Source organism: Pseudonocardia sp. CA-142604 (assembly GCF_050948475.1).
Lineage (GTDB): Bacteria > Actinomycetota > Actinomycetes > Mycobacteriales > Pseudonocardiaceae > Pseudonocardia > Pseudonocardia alaniniphila.
The window spans coordinates 9,244,923-9,257,082 of the sequence record NZ_CP192045.1; the positions used below are offsets into that span (position 1 = coordinate 9,244,923).

The 12,160-nt window shown below is 71.3% G+C and carries 14 protein-coding genes and 1 pseudogene; 7 read left to right on the top strand and 8 right to left on the bottom strand.

The window, feature by feature from the left end:
* Positions 1 to 6 precede the first annotated feature (6 nt).
* The 3 genes from ACQPZQ_RS42135 to ACQPZQ_RS42145 are packed head-to-tail and all read right to left on the bottom strand — an operon-like array spanning position 7 to position 2,026.
* Positions 7 to 843 carry an ABC transporter permease gene (locus ACQPZQ_RS42135; protein ID WP_433290062.1) on the bottom strand — a complete coding sequence of 279 codons (837 nt, stop codon included), beginning with the start codon at positions 841 to 843 and terminating at the stop codon, positions 7 to 9.
* The gene (gene modA / locus ACQPZQ_RS42140; RefSeq protein WP_433290063.1) at positions 840 to 1,625 is read right to left on the bottom strand and encodes a molybdate ABC transporter substrate-binding protein; all 786 of its coding nucleotides are present in this window, start codon (positions 1,623 to 1,625) and stop codon (positions 840 to 842) included. The genes ACQPZQ_RS42135 and modA overlap by 4 nt, the downstream gene beginning before the upstream one ends.
* A complete protein-coding gene (locus tag ACQPZQ_RS42145; RefSeq protein WP_241040223.1) occupies positions 1,622 to 2,026 on the bottom strand; it encodes a TOBE domain-containing protein in 405 nt (134 codons plus the stop codon). Before ACQPZQ_RS42145 ends, modA begins: the two co-directional genes overlap by 4 nt.
* Before the next feature lie 69 nt (positions 2,027 to 2,095).
* Between ACQPZQ_RS42145 and ACQPZQ_RS42150 the strand changes: the two genes are divergently transcribed.
* The 4 genes from ACQPZQ_RS42150 (at position 2,096) to ACQPZQ_RS42165 (ending at position 5,547) form a co-directional block, all read left to right on the top strand.
* Positions 2,096 to 3,301 carry an acyl-CoA dehydrogenase family protein gene (locus ACQPZQ_RS42150; RefSeq protein WP_433290064.1) on the top strand — a complete coding sequence of 402 codons (1,206 nt, stop codon included), beginning with the start codon at positions 2,096 to 2,098 and terminating at the stop codon, positions 3,299 to 3,301.
* A 185-nt stretch (positions 3,302 to 3,486) separates the two neighbouring features.
* The gene (moaA, locus tag ACQPZQ_RS42155) at positions 3,487 to 4,548 is read left to right on the top strand and encodes a GTP 3',8-cyclase MoaA (RefSeq protein WP_433290065.1); all 1,062 of its coding nucleotides are present in this window, start codon (positions 3,487 to 3,489) and stop codon (positions 4,546 to 4,548) included.
* 15 nt (positions 4,549 to 4,563) lie between these two features.
* Positions 4,564 to 4,833 (top strand): MoaD/ThiS family protein, encoded by a 270-nt coding sequence (locus tag ACQPZQ_RS42160; RefSeq protein ID WP_433290066.1) that lies wholly within the window; start codon positions 4,564 to 4,566, stop codon positions 4,831 to 4,833.
* A gap of 162 nt (positions 4,834 to 4,995) precedes the next feature.
* Positions 4,996 to 5,547 carry a L,D-transpeptidase gene (locus ACQPZQ_RS42165; protein ID WP_433290067.1) on the top strand — a complete coding sequence of 184 codons (552 nt, stop codon included), beginning with the start codon at positions 4,996 to 4,998 and terminating at the stop codon, positions 5,545 to 5,547.
* Positions 5,548 to 5,559: 12 nt separating this feature from the next.
* Here the strand turns inward: ACQPZQ_RS42165 and ACQPZQ_RS42170 are convergent, their stop codons facing one another.
* A complete protein-coding gene (locus ACQPZQ_RS42170) occupies positions 5,560 to 6,657 on the bottom strand; it encodes an alcohol dehydrogenase catalytic domain-containing protein (RefSeq protein ID WP_433290068.1) in 1,098 nt (365 codons plus the stop codon).
* A 32-nt stretch (positions 6,658 to 6,689) separates the two neighbouring features.
* Positions 6,690 to 7,709, bottom strand: coding sequence for a P1 family peptidase (locus tag ACQPZQ_RS42175; protein ID WP_433290069.1), 1,020 nt, complete (start codon positions 7,707 to 7,709; stop codon positions 6,690 to 6,692).
* A 74-nt stretch (positions 7,710 to 7,783) separates the two neighbouring features.
* Between ACQPZQ_RS42175 and ACQPZQ_RS42180 the strand changes: the two genes are divergently transcribed.
* Complete coding sequence (locus tag ACQPZQ_RS42180; protein ID WP_433290070.1) at positions 7,784 to 8,497, top strand: 2OG-Fe(II) oxygenase; 714 nt, start codon at positions 7,784 to 7,786, stop codon at positions 8,495 to 8,497.
* Between the two features lie 7 nt (positions 8,498 to 8,504).
* On the opposite strand, the gene ACQPZQ_RS42185 is transcribed toward ACQPZQ_RS42180, so the two are convergent.
* Positions 8,505 to 9,329: an isocitrate lyase/PEP mutase family protein gene (locus ACQPZQ_RS42185; protein WP_433290071.1), complete on the bottom strand. Its 825-nt coding sequence runs from the start codon at positions 9,327 to 9,329 to the stop codon at positions 8,505 to 8,507.
* Positions 9,330 to 9,433: 104 nt separating this feature from the next.
* On the opposite strand from ACQPZQ_RS42185, the pseudogene ACQPZQ_RS42190 reads away from it, so the two are divergent.
* Positions 9,434 to 10,089 (top strand): annotated as a pseudogene (locus ACQPZQ_RS42190) (alpha-ketoglutarate-dependent dioxygenase AlkB family protein).
* Between the two features lie 3 nt (positions 10,090 to 10,092).
* Here ACQPZQ_RS42190 and ACQPZQ_RS42195 read toward each other — a convergent pair.
* Both ACQPZQ_RS42195 and ACQPZQ_RS42200 read right to left on the bottom strand, forming a co-directional pair.
* Positions 10,093 to 10,851: a phytanoyl-CoA dioxygenase family protein gene (locus ACQPZQ_RS42195; protein ID WP_433290072.1), complete on the bottom strand. Its 759-nt coding sequence runs from the start codon at positions 10,849 to 10,851 to the stop codon at positions 10,093 to 10,095.
* A gap of 53 nt (positions 10,852 to 10,904) precedes the next feature.
* The gene (locus ACQPZQ_RS42200; protein WP_433290073.1) at positions 10,905 to 11,363 is read right to left on the bottom strand and encodes a hypothetical protein; all 459 of its coding nucleotides are present in this window, start codon (positions 11,361 to 11,363) and stop codon (positions 10,905 to 10,907) included.
* Between the two features lie 112 nt (positions 11,364 to 11,475).
* Here ACQPZQ_RS42200 and ACQPZQ_RS42205 point away from each other — a divergent pair, with 112 nt between their 5' ends.
* Positions 11,476 to 12,159: a response regulator transcription factor gene (locus ACQPZQ_RS42205; protein WP_433290074.1), complete on the top strand. Its 684-nt coding sequence runs from the start codon at positions 11,476 to 11,478 to the stop codon at positions 12,157 to 12,159.
* Position 12,160: the final 1 nt, after the last annotated feature.

The window sequence follows — 12,160 nt, forward strand, 5'->3', positions numbered from 1 at the left end:
GGCCGCTCACCGGACTTCGACGGTGCGTGGCGCCGCCACCGCGATCACCGCGACGGCCACCACGACCAGCAGCAGCGACAGCGCCACCGCTGCTTCCACGTCGGTCTCCCGCAGCTGGTAGACCAGCAGCGGCAGCGTCTGGGTGGTGCCCTGAAGGCTCCCGGCGAAGGCGACCGTCGCCCCGAACTCACCGAGGCACCGGGCGAACGCCAGCACCGCACCGGAAGCGAGCCCCGGCAGGACCAGCGGCACCGTCACGCGCCGGAAGGCGAGCCCCGGCGACGCCCCGAGCGTGGCCGCCACCGCCTCGTACCGTCGGCCGGCGGTGCGCAACGCGCCCTCCATGCTGACGACGAGGAACGGCATCGCCACGAACGTCTGCGCCAGCACCACCGCGCTCGTGGTGAACGGGATCGTCACGCCGAACGCGAGATCCAGCCCGCGACCGACGAACCCGGTGCGCCCGAGCAGGTACAGCAACGCCAACCCGCCCACGACGGGAGGGAGCACCAGCGGCAGCAGCACCACCGAACGCAGCAGCCGCAGGCCGGGCAGCCTGCTGCGCGCCAGCACCACGGCGAGCGGGCCACCGAAGATGATGCAGAGCAGCGTCGATATCGTCGCGGTGATCAGCGACAACCGCAGTGCGTCGAGCGCGGCGGGGCTGACCAGCTGCGCCGGCACCTGCGGCCAGTCGGCCTTGATCGCGAGCCCGAGCACCGGCAACGCGATGAGCGCGAAGGCCAGCCCGGCGGGTACCCACAGCAGACGGGGAACTCCGACGCCGACCTCGTGGTCATCGGGCCGGCGTCGGGTCGGCGTCTCGCCGAGGGTTGCGGTCACGGCGTTCCGAAGCCTGCCGCCTGCAGCGCCTTCTGACCCTGCTCACCGGTCACCAGGCTCACGAACGACTGGGCCAGCTGGGGCTGCGGGGCGTTCTTGAGCGTGGCGATCGGGTAGTTCGTGGTGGCCTGCTCGGCCTCCGGGAAGTTCACGCCCTGCACCTGGGACCCGGCCGCCGTGACGTCGGTGACGTAGACGAGGCCGGCGTCGGCGTTGCCGGTCGTGACCTTGCCGAGGACGTTCTTGACGTCGGTCTCCTCGCTGACCGGCTTGATGTCGACGCCCGTCGAGGTCTCGACCTTCTGGGCGGCGGCACCGCAGGGCACCTGCGGGGCGCAGACGACGACCTTGAGGTCGGGGTTCGCGAGGTCGGCGAAGGACGTGATGCCCTTCGGGTTGCCCGGCACGGTGGCGATCTCCAGCACGTTCTTGGCGAAGGTCGTGGGCGCCCCGTTGGTGAGCCCGGCGTCGGTGACCGTCTTCATCGTGGCGTCGCTCGCCGAGGCGAACACATCGGCGGGCGCCCCGTTGACGATCTGCTGCGCCAGGTCGGACGAGCCCCCGTAGCTCATGACGACGTCCACACCCGGGTTGTCGGTCTCGAACTGCTTCTCCAGCTCACCGAACGTCTCGGTCAGCGACGCGGCGGCCAGGACCGTGAGGGTGCGGTTCTCCGGCGCGGGCGCGCCACCGGCGTTGGTGTCGCTCGGCGCTCCGCCGCCACATCCGGCTAGGAGCACCAGCCCGGCCGCCGCCGTGGCGGTCAGGATCCGCGTTCTCATGAACTTCCTCCGGGGGTCTCGATGACGACCGTGGTCGACTTGATCACTGCGACGGCCAGGGCGCCGGGCTCGAGCCCCAGCTCCCGCACTGCCTCACTGGACATCAGGGACACCACCCGGTGCGGCCCGCACTGCATCTCGACCTGGGCCATCACCGTGTCGGTGATCACTGAAGTGACCAGCCCGACGAAGCGGTTGCGCGCCGAGCTCTGTACGTCGGAGGGGTCGGGTGGGGTGTGTGCGTTCTCGCGCGCGAACGCGGCGAGCGCCGCGCCGTCGATCACCTTGCGGTTCGAGGCGTCGGGCTGGACCGGAAGCGTTCCCGCATCGACCCAGCGACGCACCGTGTCGTCGCTGACTCCCAGCAGACGAGCGGCATCGGAGATCCTGAATTGCGGCACGCCACAGATCCTAAAGCCGCGAATGCGACTTCGCCCACGCCGGGGTTCCGCTGTGGTTGGGTGCAGGTCGTGGACTTCGAACCCAGCGCCGCTGCTGCCGACTTCACCAAGCGCATGCGGGCGTTTCTCGACGAGAAGGTGCTGCCGGCAGAGGCGGAGTACGACGCGTTCCGCGCGGAGCGGCGCGGCACTCCGCAGGAGTGGGACCTGCCGCCCGTCGTCGAGGAGCTGAAGACGGAGGCGCGTTCCCGCGGTCTGTGGAACCTGTTCCTGCCGAGCGTCTCCGGCCTGTCGAACCTCGAGTACGCGCCGGTGGCCGAGATCTCCGGCTGGTCGCCGGTGATCGCCCCCGAGGCCATCAACTGCCAGGCGCCGGACACCGGGAACATGGAGACGCTGCACTTGTTCGGCACGCCCGAGCAGAAGCAGGAGTGGCTCGCCCCGCTGCTCGAGGGCGAGATCCGGTCGGCATTCGCGATGACCGAACCCGACGTCGCATCCTCGGACGCCCGCAACGTGCAGACCCGAATTCACCGCGACGGCGACGACTACGTGATCACCGGGCGGAAATGGTGGATCTCCGGGTCGGCCGACACGCGCTGCAAGATCTTCATCGTGATGGGCAAGACCGACCCCGACGCCGCGGCGCACCGGCAGCAGTCGATGGTGCTGGTGCCCCGCGACACCCCCGGACTGGAGATCGTCCGGCACCTGCCGACCTTCGGCTACCAGGATCAGCACGGGCATTCGGAACTCGTGTTCCACGATGTGCGCGTGCCGGCGGCGAACCTGCTCGGCGAGGAGGGTGGCGGCTTCACGATCGCGCAGGCCCGGCTGGGCCCGGGACGTATCCACCACTGCATGCGCCTGATCGGGATGGCCGAGCGGGCCATCGACCTGATGGTTCGCCGGGCGAACTCACGTGTGGCGTTCGGCAGGCCGCTGGCCGACCAGGGCGTCGTACGCGAGCAGATCGCGCAGTCGCGCATCGAGGTGGAGCAGGCCCGGCTGCTGGTGCTGAAGACGGCCTGGCTGATCGACAGGTTCGGGTCGAAGGGCGCGGCCACCGAGATCGCGGCGATCAAGGTGGTGTGCCCGCGCATCGCGTGCGACGTGATCGACCGGGCCATCCAGATCCACGGCGGGGCCGGGATGAGCGACGACCTGCCGCTCGCCTACTTCTACAACTGGGCAAGGGCCCTGCGCCTGGCCGACGGTCCCGACGAGGTGCACATGCGCACCGTCGCCCGTCAGGAACTGGCCCGGCACGCCTGATCGAACCGCATGCTGGCTCCTTGTTCCGCAGCGTGATCAACCGCTCCTTTTGAATAGCCGAAGACGGGGAACGGATCAGCAGCTGCGGAACAGAGGACCGGCATGCGTCCGCAGATGCGGAGGTGGCTCCTGAGCTGCGGTTTGTCGCCGCGCAAAGGGGCATTCAGGGCGGTTAGGCTCTTGTTGTGACGGCTCTCGATCTCGGCATCCCCGCGGTGCGGCGTGCCGCGCCCCGGGACCCAGCCCGCCCCGCCGACCCCCGACTCATCGACTCGTTCGGCCGAGTGGCCACCGACCTGCGCATCTCACTGACCGACCGCTGCAACCTCCGCTGTTCGTACTGCATGCCGGCGGAGGGCCTCGACTGGATGCCTCGCGCCGAGCAGCTCACCGACGACGAGCTGTTGCGGTTGATCACCATCGCGGTGCGCGACCTCGGCGTCGAGGAGCTGCGGTTCACCGGCGGTGAGCCGCTGCTGCGCAAGGGGCTCGAGGGGATCATCGCCGCCTCGGCAGCCCTGGAACCGCGGCCGGACATCTCGCTCACCACGAACGGCGTCGGGCTCGCCCGCCGGGCGGAAGCGCTCGCGGCGGCCGGCGTCAACCGCCTCAACGTCTCGATGGACACGCTGCAGGAGGAGCGGTTCGCCAGCATCACGCGGCGCGACCGGCTCTCCGACGTTCTGGACGGGCTCGCCGGCGCACGTGCGGCCGGACTCAACCCGATCAAGATCAACACGGTGCTGCTGCGCGGTGTGAACGACGACGAGGCAGTCCCGCTCCTGCGCTTCGCGATCGACAACGGGTACGAGCTGCGCTTCATCGAGCAGATGCCGCTCGACGCCCAGCACGGCTGGGAGCGCTCGGAGATGGTCACTGCCGGCGAGGTCATGCAGCGACTACAGGAGGGCTTCGAGCTCACACCCGACCCCACGGAGCGTGGCGGCGCCCCTGCCGAGCGTTGGCTCGTGGACGGCGGCCCCGCCGTGGTCGGCGTCATCGCGTCCGTCACGCGTCCGTTCTGCGGCGCCTGTGACCGCACCCGGCTCACCGCCGACGGCCAGATCCGCTCGTGCCTGTTCGCGCGCACCGAGACCGACCTGCGGGCAATGCTGCGCGGCGGCTCGACCGACGCCGAGATCGCCGACGTCTGGCGCAACGCCATGTGGGGCAAGCTCGCCGGCCACGGCATCGACGACCCCGGCTTCCTCCAGCCGGACCGCCCGATGAGCGCGATCGGCGGCTGAGCGAGGATGACAGACATGAGCACGACCACGATGACCCGCGTGACCGTCCGGTACTTCGCTGCGGCCAGGGCGGCCGCAGGTACTGAGACGGAACCGCTGGAGCTGGCCGGCGACGTCACCGTCGACAGCGTGCTCGCCGCCGTCGGGGATCGGCACGGTGGTGAGTTGGCCCGGGTGCTGGACCGCTGCAGCTTCCTGCTCGACGAGGTCGCCGTGCGCGACCGGTCGACCAGGCTCCCCGACAACGCCACGCTCGACGTGCTTCCGCCGTTTGCCGGGGGCTGAACCCGCTCCGCCCGGGGATCACCGGTCCCACGTCCTCCCAACGGGGGAATCGGAGACCGCCTGATGCACGCACTGTAATGTTGATCACGTTTACCGCCCGTCACCTCCCTCCGCGCCACCCAGTTGGGCGGGTGGGAGCGTGAAAGGCGGACGTGGGCGCACATGGGTAGGCACAGCAAGCAGAAGGTCCGCCCGTGGGCGGGAGCGGGTCGCGCGGCGGCGCTGACCGGAGCGGTCGGCGCCGGGATGATCGGCCTCACGGCGTCGCCCCTGGCCGGCCTCGCGGTGGCCGCCACGCCAGGAGCGGCCACCGCTCCGGCAGGCGACGTGACACCGGCGGGCGACGAGGCGGTGATCGTGCCGGGCACGCCCTGCACGATCACCGCCGAGGCCTGCGTGGACCTCGCGCACAACGAGGCCTGGCTGATCGAGGACGGGCAGGTCGTGCGCGGAGCGGTCCCGATCACCCACGGTGGGCCTGGCCAGGAGACCCCGCCGGGCACGTTCACCGTGCAGCGCAAGGAGCAGGACCACCGCAGCGCCGAGTTCAACAACGCGCCGATGCCGTACTCGGTGTTCTTCGCCCCCGGCGGCATCGCCTTCCACGAGGGAAGCCTGCAGAGGCAGAGCGCCGGCTGCGTCCACCTCTCGCACGACGATGCGGTCGCCTTCTTCGAGACTCTGCAGATCGGCGACGAGGTCCAAGTCCGCTAACACGCCTGCGGGCTACCTCCTGATCACCACCTTGAGCGCGTTGTTCGCGCCCGCCTCGGCGAAGGTGTCGTAGGCCGACAGCATGTCGTCGAGCGCGAACTCGTGGGTGCCGAACAGATCGCCCGCGATCTTGCCGGACTGAACGAGCTTCATGAGCATGGGCACGGTCGTCCCATCGACGAGCCCGGTCGTGATGGTCACGTTGTTGATCCACAGGTCTTCGAGGTGCAGCGTCGTGGGGTGGCCGTGCACGCCGATGTTGGCCACGACGCCGCCGGGGCGGACCACGCGGGTGCAGAGGTCGAACGTCTCCGGGATCCCGACGGCCTCGATCGCGACGTCGGCGCCCAGTCCGTCGTCGGTGAGCGAGGCGATCAGCTCCTCGATGTTCCCGCCGGCGGAGTTGAGGACGTGGTCGGCGCCGAACCGGACGGCGTGTTCGAGCCGCGAGTCGGCGACGTCCACGGCGACCACGGTGGCGGCTCCCGCGAGTTCCGCGGTCTGGATCGCGGCCAGGCCGACCGGGCCTGCCCCCACGACCACGACGACGTCGCCCGGCTTCACCCGGCCGTTGCGGACGCCCACCTCGTAGCCGGTGGGCAGGATGTCGGTGAGGAAGAGCACCTGTTGGTCGGTCACCCCGTCGGGCACCTTGTGCACGCTCGTCTCGGCGAACGGCACGCGCGCGTACTCGGCCTGCGTGCCGTCGATGAGGTGGCCGAAGATCCAGCCGATTCCGCCGGTTCCCTGGCAGTGGCTCGGCATGCCACGCTTGCAGTACGCGCAGCGCCCGCAGGACGTGATCGCGGGGACGATCACCCGGTCGTCGACCTTGAGACCGGTCACGGCCGTGCCCACGGCGACGACGGTGCCCACGGCCTCGTGTCCGAGGATGCGGCCCGGCTCGACAGTGGGGACGTCACCCTTGAGGATGTGCAGGTCCGTCCCGCAGATCGTTGTCGTGTCGATCTGCACGACGATGTCGGTCGGGTCCATCGGCTTGGGATCCGCAACGGTTTCCCAGGACTTCTCGCCCGGGCCGTGGTAGACGAGCGCCTTCATCGGCTCCTCCTCGCGACGGTGCTCCGCCACACCTGTGACGGCGCTCACGCACGCTAGGCCGATCCGCCGGGCTCATCGTCTCAATCTGACACGGCCCGGATCGCAAGATCACCGTAGGCGGGCCACGAGCCGGAGTCCGCGCCTACGGTGGACGCCGCGAGCAGCGCGTGCGCGACGGCCCGCGCCACCACGTCGGCGGCCACGGCGTGGAGCACGAAGAGGTCCAGCATCCCCGGAGCGGGACCAGCGGCGGTGGAGAGACCGAAGATCACACCGGCGTCGGAGCCCGTGTGGCCTGCCGGGATCGCGCGGGTGAGCCCGTCGTGGCCCATCGCAGCCAGCCGGGCGCATCCCGCCTTGTCCAGTGCGAGGTCGGTGGCCACCACCGCGAGCGTCGTCGCCGGGTCCGCCGTCGGCGGGGTTGCCGCGGCCGCGAGCAGCGCGGATCGTCCGGCCTCGGCCACGGCCTCGTCCGGAAACTCGCCGGGCAGCCCGGCCCGCGCTCCGCGCAGCGTGCCGGTGGCCGGGTCCACACCCGACCCCGCCGAGTCGACGACCACGAGCGCGGCCACCACCGCGCCCCCGTCAAGCACCGTGCTCGCGGTGCCCACGCCTCCCTTCAGCCCGCCTGCAACGGCCCCGATGCCCGCTCCGACCGACCCCTGGGCGACCGGACCGGTGCTCGCGGCGTCGAACGCGGGGGCGCCGGCCGATCCGTCCGGGTGCACTCCGGGATCCCCGCCGCGGCCCAGGTCGCAGATGGCGGCGGCGGGCACGATCGGCACCACCCCGCCGGGCACCGCGAACCCGCATCCCTCCGCTTCCAGCCGCGCCATCACGCCGTCGACAGCAGCGAGCCCGTAGGCGCTGCCGCCGGTGAGCACGACGGCATGCACCCGCTGCACCATCCGGCCCGGGTCGAGGAGATCCGTCTCGCGGGTGCCGGGCGTCCAGCCGCGCAGGTCAACCCCGGCAACGGCTCCGTCGGGCGGCGCGACCACGACCGTCGTGCCACTCAGCGCCCCGCGACCGGCGAGGGAGGCGTGCCCGACGCGAAGGCCGGGCACGTCGGTCAGGGCGTTGTTCGGTCCGGTCTGCATAAACGGCAATCCTGCCCTGACCCGGTGGCCGTTTCCCGCCAGCAACGGGCCCGGGTATCGGTGACAGTGGAGCCATGAGTACCGCTGCACCGGAACGTGCCCTGCACCGTCTGGACTGGTCGGCACTGCAGGAACAGCTCGACGCCGACGGTGTCGCCACCACCCCACCGCTGTTGTCGCCGCAGCAGTGTTCGAGCGTGGTCGCGATGTTCGACGAGGTCGAGCGGTTCCGCAGCACGGTCGTGATGGCCCGGCACGCGTTCGGCGAGGGAAGCTACCGCTACTTCGCCGACCCGCTTCCGCCGCTGGTCCAGACCCTGCGCGAGCAGCTCTACCCGCCCCTTGCCGCCATCGCCAACCGGTGGGCCGAGCGCCTCGGCGAGCGCACGTTCCCCACCACGCTCGACGAGCTGCTGGCCGAATGCGCGGCGCTGGGCCAGCACCGGCCCACCCCGCTCGTGCTGCGCTACGGCCCCGGTGGCTACAACTGCCTCCACCAGGACGTCTACGGGGACCTCACGTTCCCGCTGCAGTTCCTGGTGATGCTGAGCAGGCCGGACGAGGACTTCACCGGCGGCGAGAGCGTGTTCGTCGAGCAGCGCCCCCGCCAGCAGTCCCGGCCGGTCGTGGTGCGTCCGCGCCAGGGCGAAGCGGTGATCTTCCCGGTACGGAACCGGCCGAAACTCGGCTCACGGGGCTACCACCGCGTGCAGATGCGCCACGGCGTGAGCGCAGTGCACAGCGGCGAGCGGCACGTGCTCGGCATCATCTTCCACAACGCGCGCTGACGGCGGATCAGGAGAGCAGCGCGTTCAGCTCGCCGTAGTCGACACCGCCCACCGCCAGCGAGTCGTACGTACCGCCGTCCAGGAGCTCTCGCGCACCACGGCGCGCTACCGCGTACGCCGCCTGCGCGATCGCCGTGCCGACACTGACCCGGCGCACCCCCAGCGCAGCGAGTTCCGCGACCGCAGGGGCCCCCGGTCCCGCCATCACGTTCAGCGGGGCCGGGAGCAGGCCCGCCAACTCGCGCAACGTCTCGGCGTCGAGCAGACCGGGCACGAAGATCCCGTCCGCACCTGCGTCGATGTACGCACGAGCCCGCGAGACGGTCTCGTCCAGCCGGCCCGCCGGGTCGCCGACCTGGCGCAGGTAGGTGTCGATCCGGGCGTTGACGAACAGCGGCACGCCCGTCGCATCAGCGGCCTCGCGCACGGTGCGGATGCGCCCGGCCTGCTCGCCGGTCTCCCGCAGCGGAGCCCCGGCGTCCTCGATGTTGATCCCTGCCGCGCCCGCCCCGATGATCGCCTCGATCGTGCTGCACAGCTCGGCCGGGGTCTCGCCGTAGCCCGTCTCGATGTCGGCGGTGACCGGCACGCTAACCACGTTCACGATCCGCCGGACGGCATCGGCCGCAAGCTCGCGGGGAAGGTGATCGCCGTCGGCGTGTCCCAGGCTCCACGCGAGGCCGGCGCTGGTGGTGGCGATGGCCTGCGCACCGGCGTCCTCGATGAGACGGGCTGAGGCCGCGTCCCACGCGTTCGGCAGCACCAGCACACCGGTTTCGTGCAGCTGCCGGAACCGGGTCGCGTGGGCGGTCGCCGTCGTGTCAGTCGTCATGGCGCTATGTGATCACGTACCCCCCGTCGTGCACTCGCGGGTTTTGGACGGCACCGCCCCGATCCCCTGACGTGTCACCGCGGCTCCGGGACACTGGAGCCGTGATACCCGGCTTGAATCCCCGGGAGCGGCGGGTGCTCGCCCCAGGTGCGGTGCACGTGCCGGACTGGCTCGATCTCGACAAGCAGCGCGAGCTGGTTCGGGCCTGCCGGGAGTGGGCGAGCGAGGGTCCGGGCATCCGCGCGGCCGTCATGCCGAACGGCGGTCAGATGTCGGTGCGCAGCGTCTGCCTGGGTTGGCACTGGTACCCTACCGCTATTCCCGCACCCGCGACGACCAGGACGGCTCGCCGGTCACCCCGTTCCCCGACTGGCTCGGCGACCTCGGCCGCGATGCCCTCGCCGAGGCCTACGACGACCCGGAGCGCGCCCGCGGCTACCGGCCCGACATCGCTCTGATCAACCACTACGACGCCGGCGCGAAGATGGGGTTGCACCGCGACAGTGACGAGGAGTCGCTGGATCCCGTCGTCTCATTCAGCATCGGGGCGCCGTGCCTGTTCCGCTTCGGCAACACGGAGAACCGCGGCCGGCCGTGGACCGACGTCGAGCTGCATTCCGGCGATCTGATCGTCTTCGGCGACGAGAGCAGGCTGGCCTACCACGGCGTGCCGAAGCTGCTCCCCGCGTTCGACCTGCCCGACACCGGGCTCGCCGTGGGCAGGCTCAACATCACGCTCCGCGTCTCGGGTTTGGCCTGACGGTCACGCCAGCGCGTGGTGCACGGCCCGTTCCACGGGTGACGCCGGGTGCTCGAGATCGAGTTCGCCTCTCGGCAGGAGGGGTGGCTGGGCCATGAACCGCGGTGTCGCGCCGCGGTGGGGCTGCGCGGAGTGCACGAGGAAGGGGTGACAGAGGTAGACGTCGCCCGCCGCTCCTGTGGCCGCGACCTCCGGCCGGTGCTCGGTGGCCGGCACCGCCTCGCGCGCGAAGGCGAAGAACTCGGCCCCCTCGTCGCCATAGGGCGCGAGCAGCCGGGCGGCATCGTGGTGCGAACCGACGCGGACCCGGGTGGGGGCGTCGTCGGGGCCGACGTCGGAGAAGAGGAACAGCATCAGCAACGCCCGTCCGCGCGACCGGATGTTCAACTGGTAGCCGCCACCGTCGTTCGCGAAGCTCCCTTCCACGTGCCACCCGTCGTCGCCGGGCGGGTCCGGGTGCGGGAACCGGACGGGAAAGGTGCCGAGGCTTCCCTGCGGAATCCAGCGCCCTGGCCCCACCAGCTGGTCGAACGCGGCGTGCAGGCGCGGTGTGTTCGCGGCGGCGCGGAACGGCTCCTGCGGGAAGTTGCCCAGCCTGATCACGGGCCGCGTCCACGTGGCGGCGTCCTCGGGGTCGCAGCCGGTGGCCTTCCACAGCAGCTCCCGGCCCGCATCGGCCAGCTCGCGCGGGAACGCACCCTCGACGTGCACGAAGCCGTCGTCGACGAAACGGTCGACCTGCTCGTCGGTCAGTGCTCGCACGGCCTCACGATGCAGGACCAGGCCCTCTGCGACCACCGGATTTCGACGGCCGATCAGTCGTCGTCGAGCCGCACCGCACCGACCGGACGGCCGCTCTCGCAGCGGAGCCGTACCTCCACCGTCTCCTCCTCGGACTCGAACTTGACGCGGGCACCCTCGCGCTCGTCGTCGAGCCGGAAGCCCTGCGCGGGGCTCGCGGAGACGATCTCGACGACGCCGCCTGTGCATCGCGCGACGATCGTGCCGCCGGGGCTCGCGACGACGTCGGCGGCAGCAGGCGAGGGAGGTGTCGGGGATACCGGTGGTGGCGCAGCGACCGGCGGAGTCGGCGCCGAGCGGGCTGCGGCGAGGGCCTGGTCGACCTCGGCGGGTGTGAGCGGCTGCTGCCCGCCCCCGAGGATGCCGGTGCCGATCGCGCCGACCGCGCTCATCCCCACGAGCGTCGCGACGACCACGGCCGCCGCCCAGGCGAGGGCGACGAGAGCCGGGTGTGTGCGTCGAGGCGTCGACATCCGCTCAGCCTGTCGTGGCGGGGGTTAAGACACTCCTAAGGCCGCACTATCGCAAAGCCGCCGTGGCACGGATGTCGCGTGGAACGATCTCCGTTGTCCTACGGTTCGGCAGGTGGCCCAGGTACTTCTCATCGAGGACGACCCGGCTATCCGCGGCGCGCTGATCCGCGGACTGACGGAGCGCGGTCACGCCGTCGACTCCGCAGGCGCAGCGCTCCCCGGGCTCGAGTCGGCCGTGACGAACCGGCCCGACCTCGTCGTGCTCGATCTCGGCCTTCCCGACCTCGACGGCACCACGATGCTGCGGATGTTGCGCGGGGCGAGCCGCGTGCCGGTGATCGTGGCGACCGCCCGCGACGACGAGGCCGAGATCGTGGCCGTGCTCGACGCGGGCGCCGACGACTACCTGGTGAAGCCGTTCAGCGCTGCGCAGCTCGACGCCCGCATCCGGGCCGTGCTCCGCCGCAGCGGGGACACCGCGGCCGACGCGGCGGTCGTGGTGGGCGGTCTGCGGGTGGACCCGCGGTCGCGGGAGGCGAGCCTCGACGGCACCGCGCTCGACCTCACACCTCGCGAGTTCGCCCTCCTGCACTACCTCGCCGCCCGCTCCGGCCAGGTCGTCAGCAAGCGTGAGCTGCTCACCGAGGTCTGGCGGCTGCCCTACGGCGGCGCCGACAAGACCGTCGACGTCCACCTCTCCTGGCTGCGCCGCAAGCTCGGGGAGACCGCACAAGATCCGCGCTACCTGCACGCCGTGCGCGGCGTCGGGGTGCGGATCTCCGCACCGCAGGGCTGAG

Bases quoted from the DNA above. Each gene is read 5' to 3' on its own strand.
- modA (WP_433290063.1), bottom strand. From the start codon at position 1,625: ATGAGAACGCGGATCCTGACCGCCACGGCGGCGGCCGGGCTGGTGCTC.
- ACQPZQ_RS42160 (WP_433290066.1), top strand. From the start codon at position 4,564: ATGAGCACGACCACGATGACCCGCGTGACCGTCCGGTACTTCGCTGCG.
- ACQPZQ_RS42165 (WP_433290067.1), top strand. From the start codon at position 4,996: ATGGGTAGGCACAGCAAGCAGAAGGTCCGCCCGTGGGCGGGAGCGGGT.
- ACQPZQ_RS42175 (WP_433290069.1), bottom strand. From the start codon at position 7,709: ATGCAGACCGGACCGAACAACGCCCTGACCGACGTGCCCGGCCTTCGC.
- ACQPZQ_RS42180 (WP_433290070.1), top strand. From the start codon at position 7,784: ATGAGTACCGCTGCACCGGAACGTGCCCTGCACCGTCTGGACTGGTCG.
- ACQPZQ_RS42185 (WP_433290071.1), bottom strand. From the start codon at position 9,329: ATGACGACTGACACGACGGCGACCGCCCACGCGACCCGGTTCCGGCAG.
- ACQPZQ_RS42200 (WP_433290073.1), bottom strand. From the start codon at position 11,363: ATGTCGACGCCTCGACGCACACACCCGGCTCTCGTCGCCCTCGCCTGG.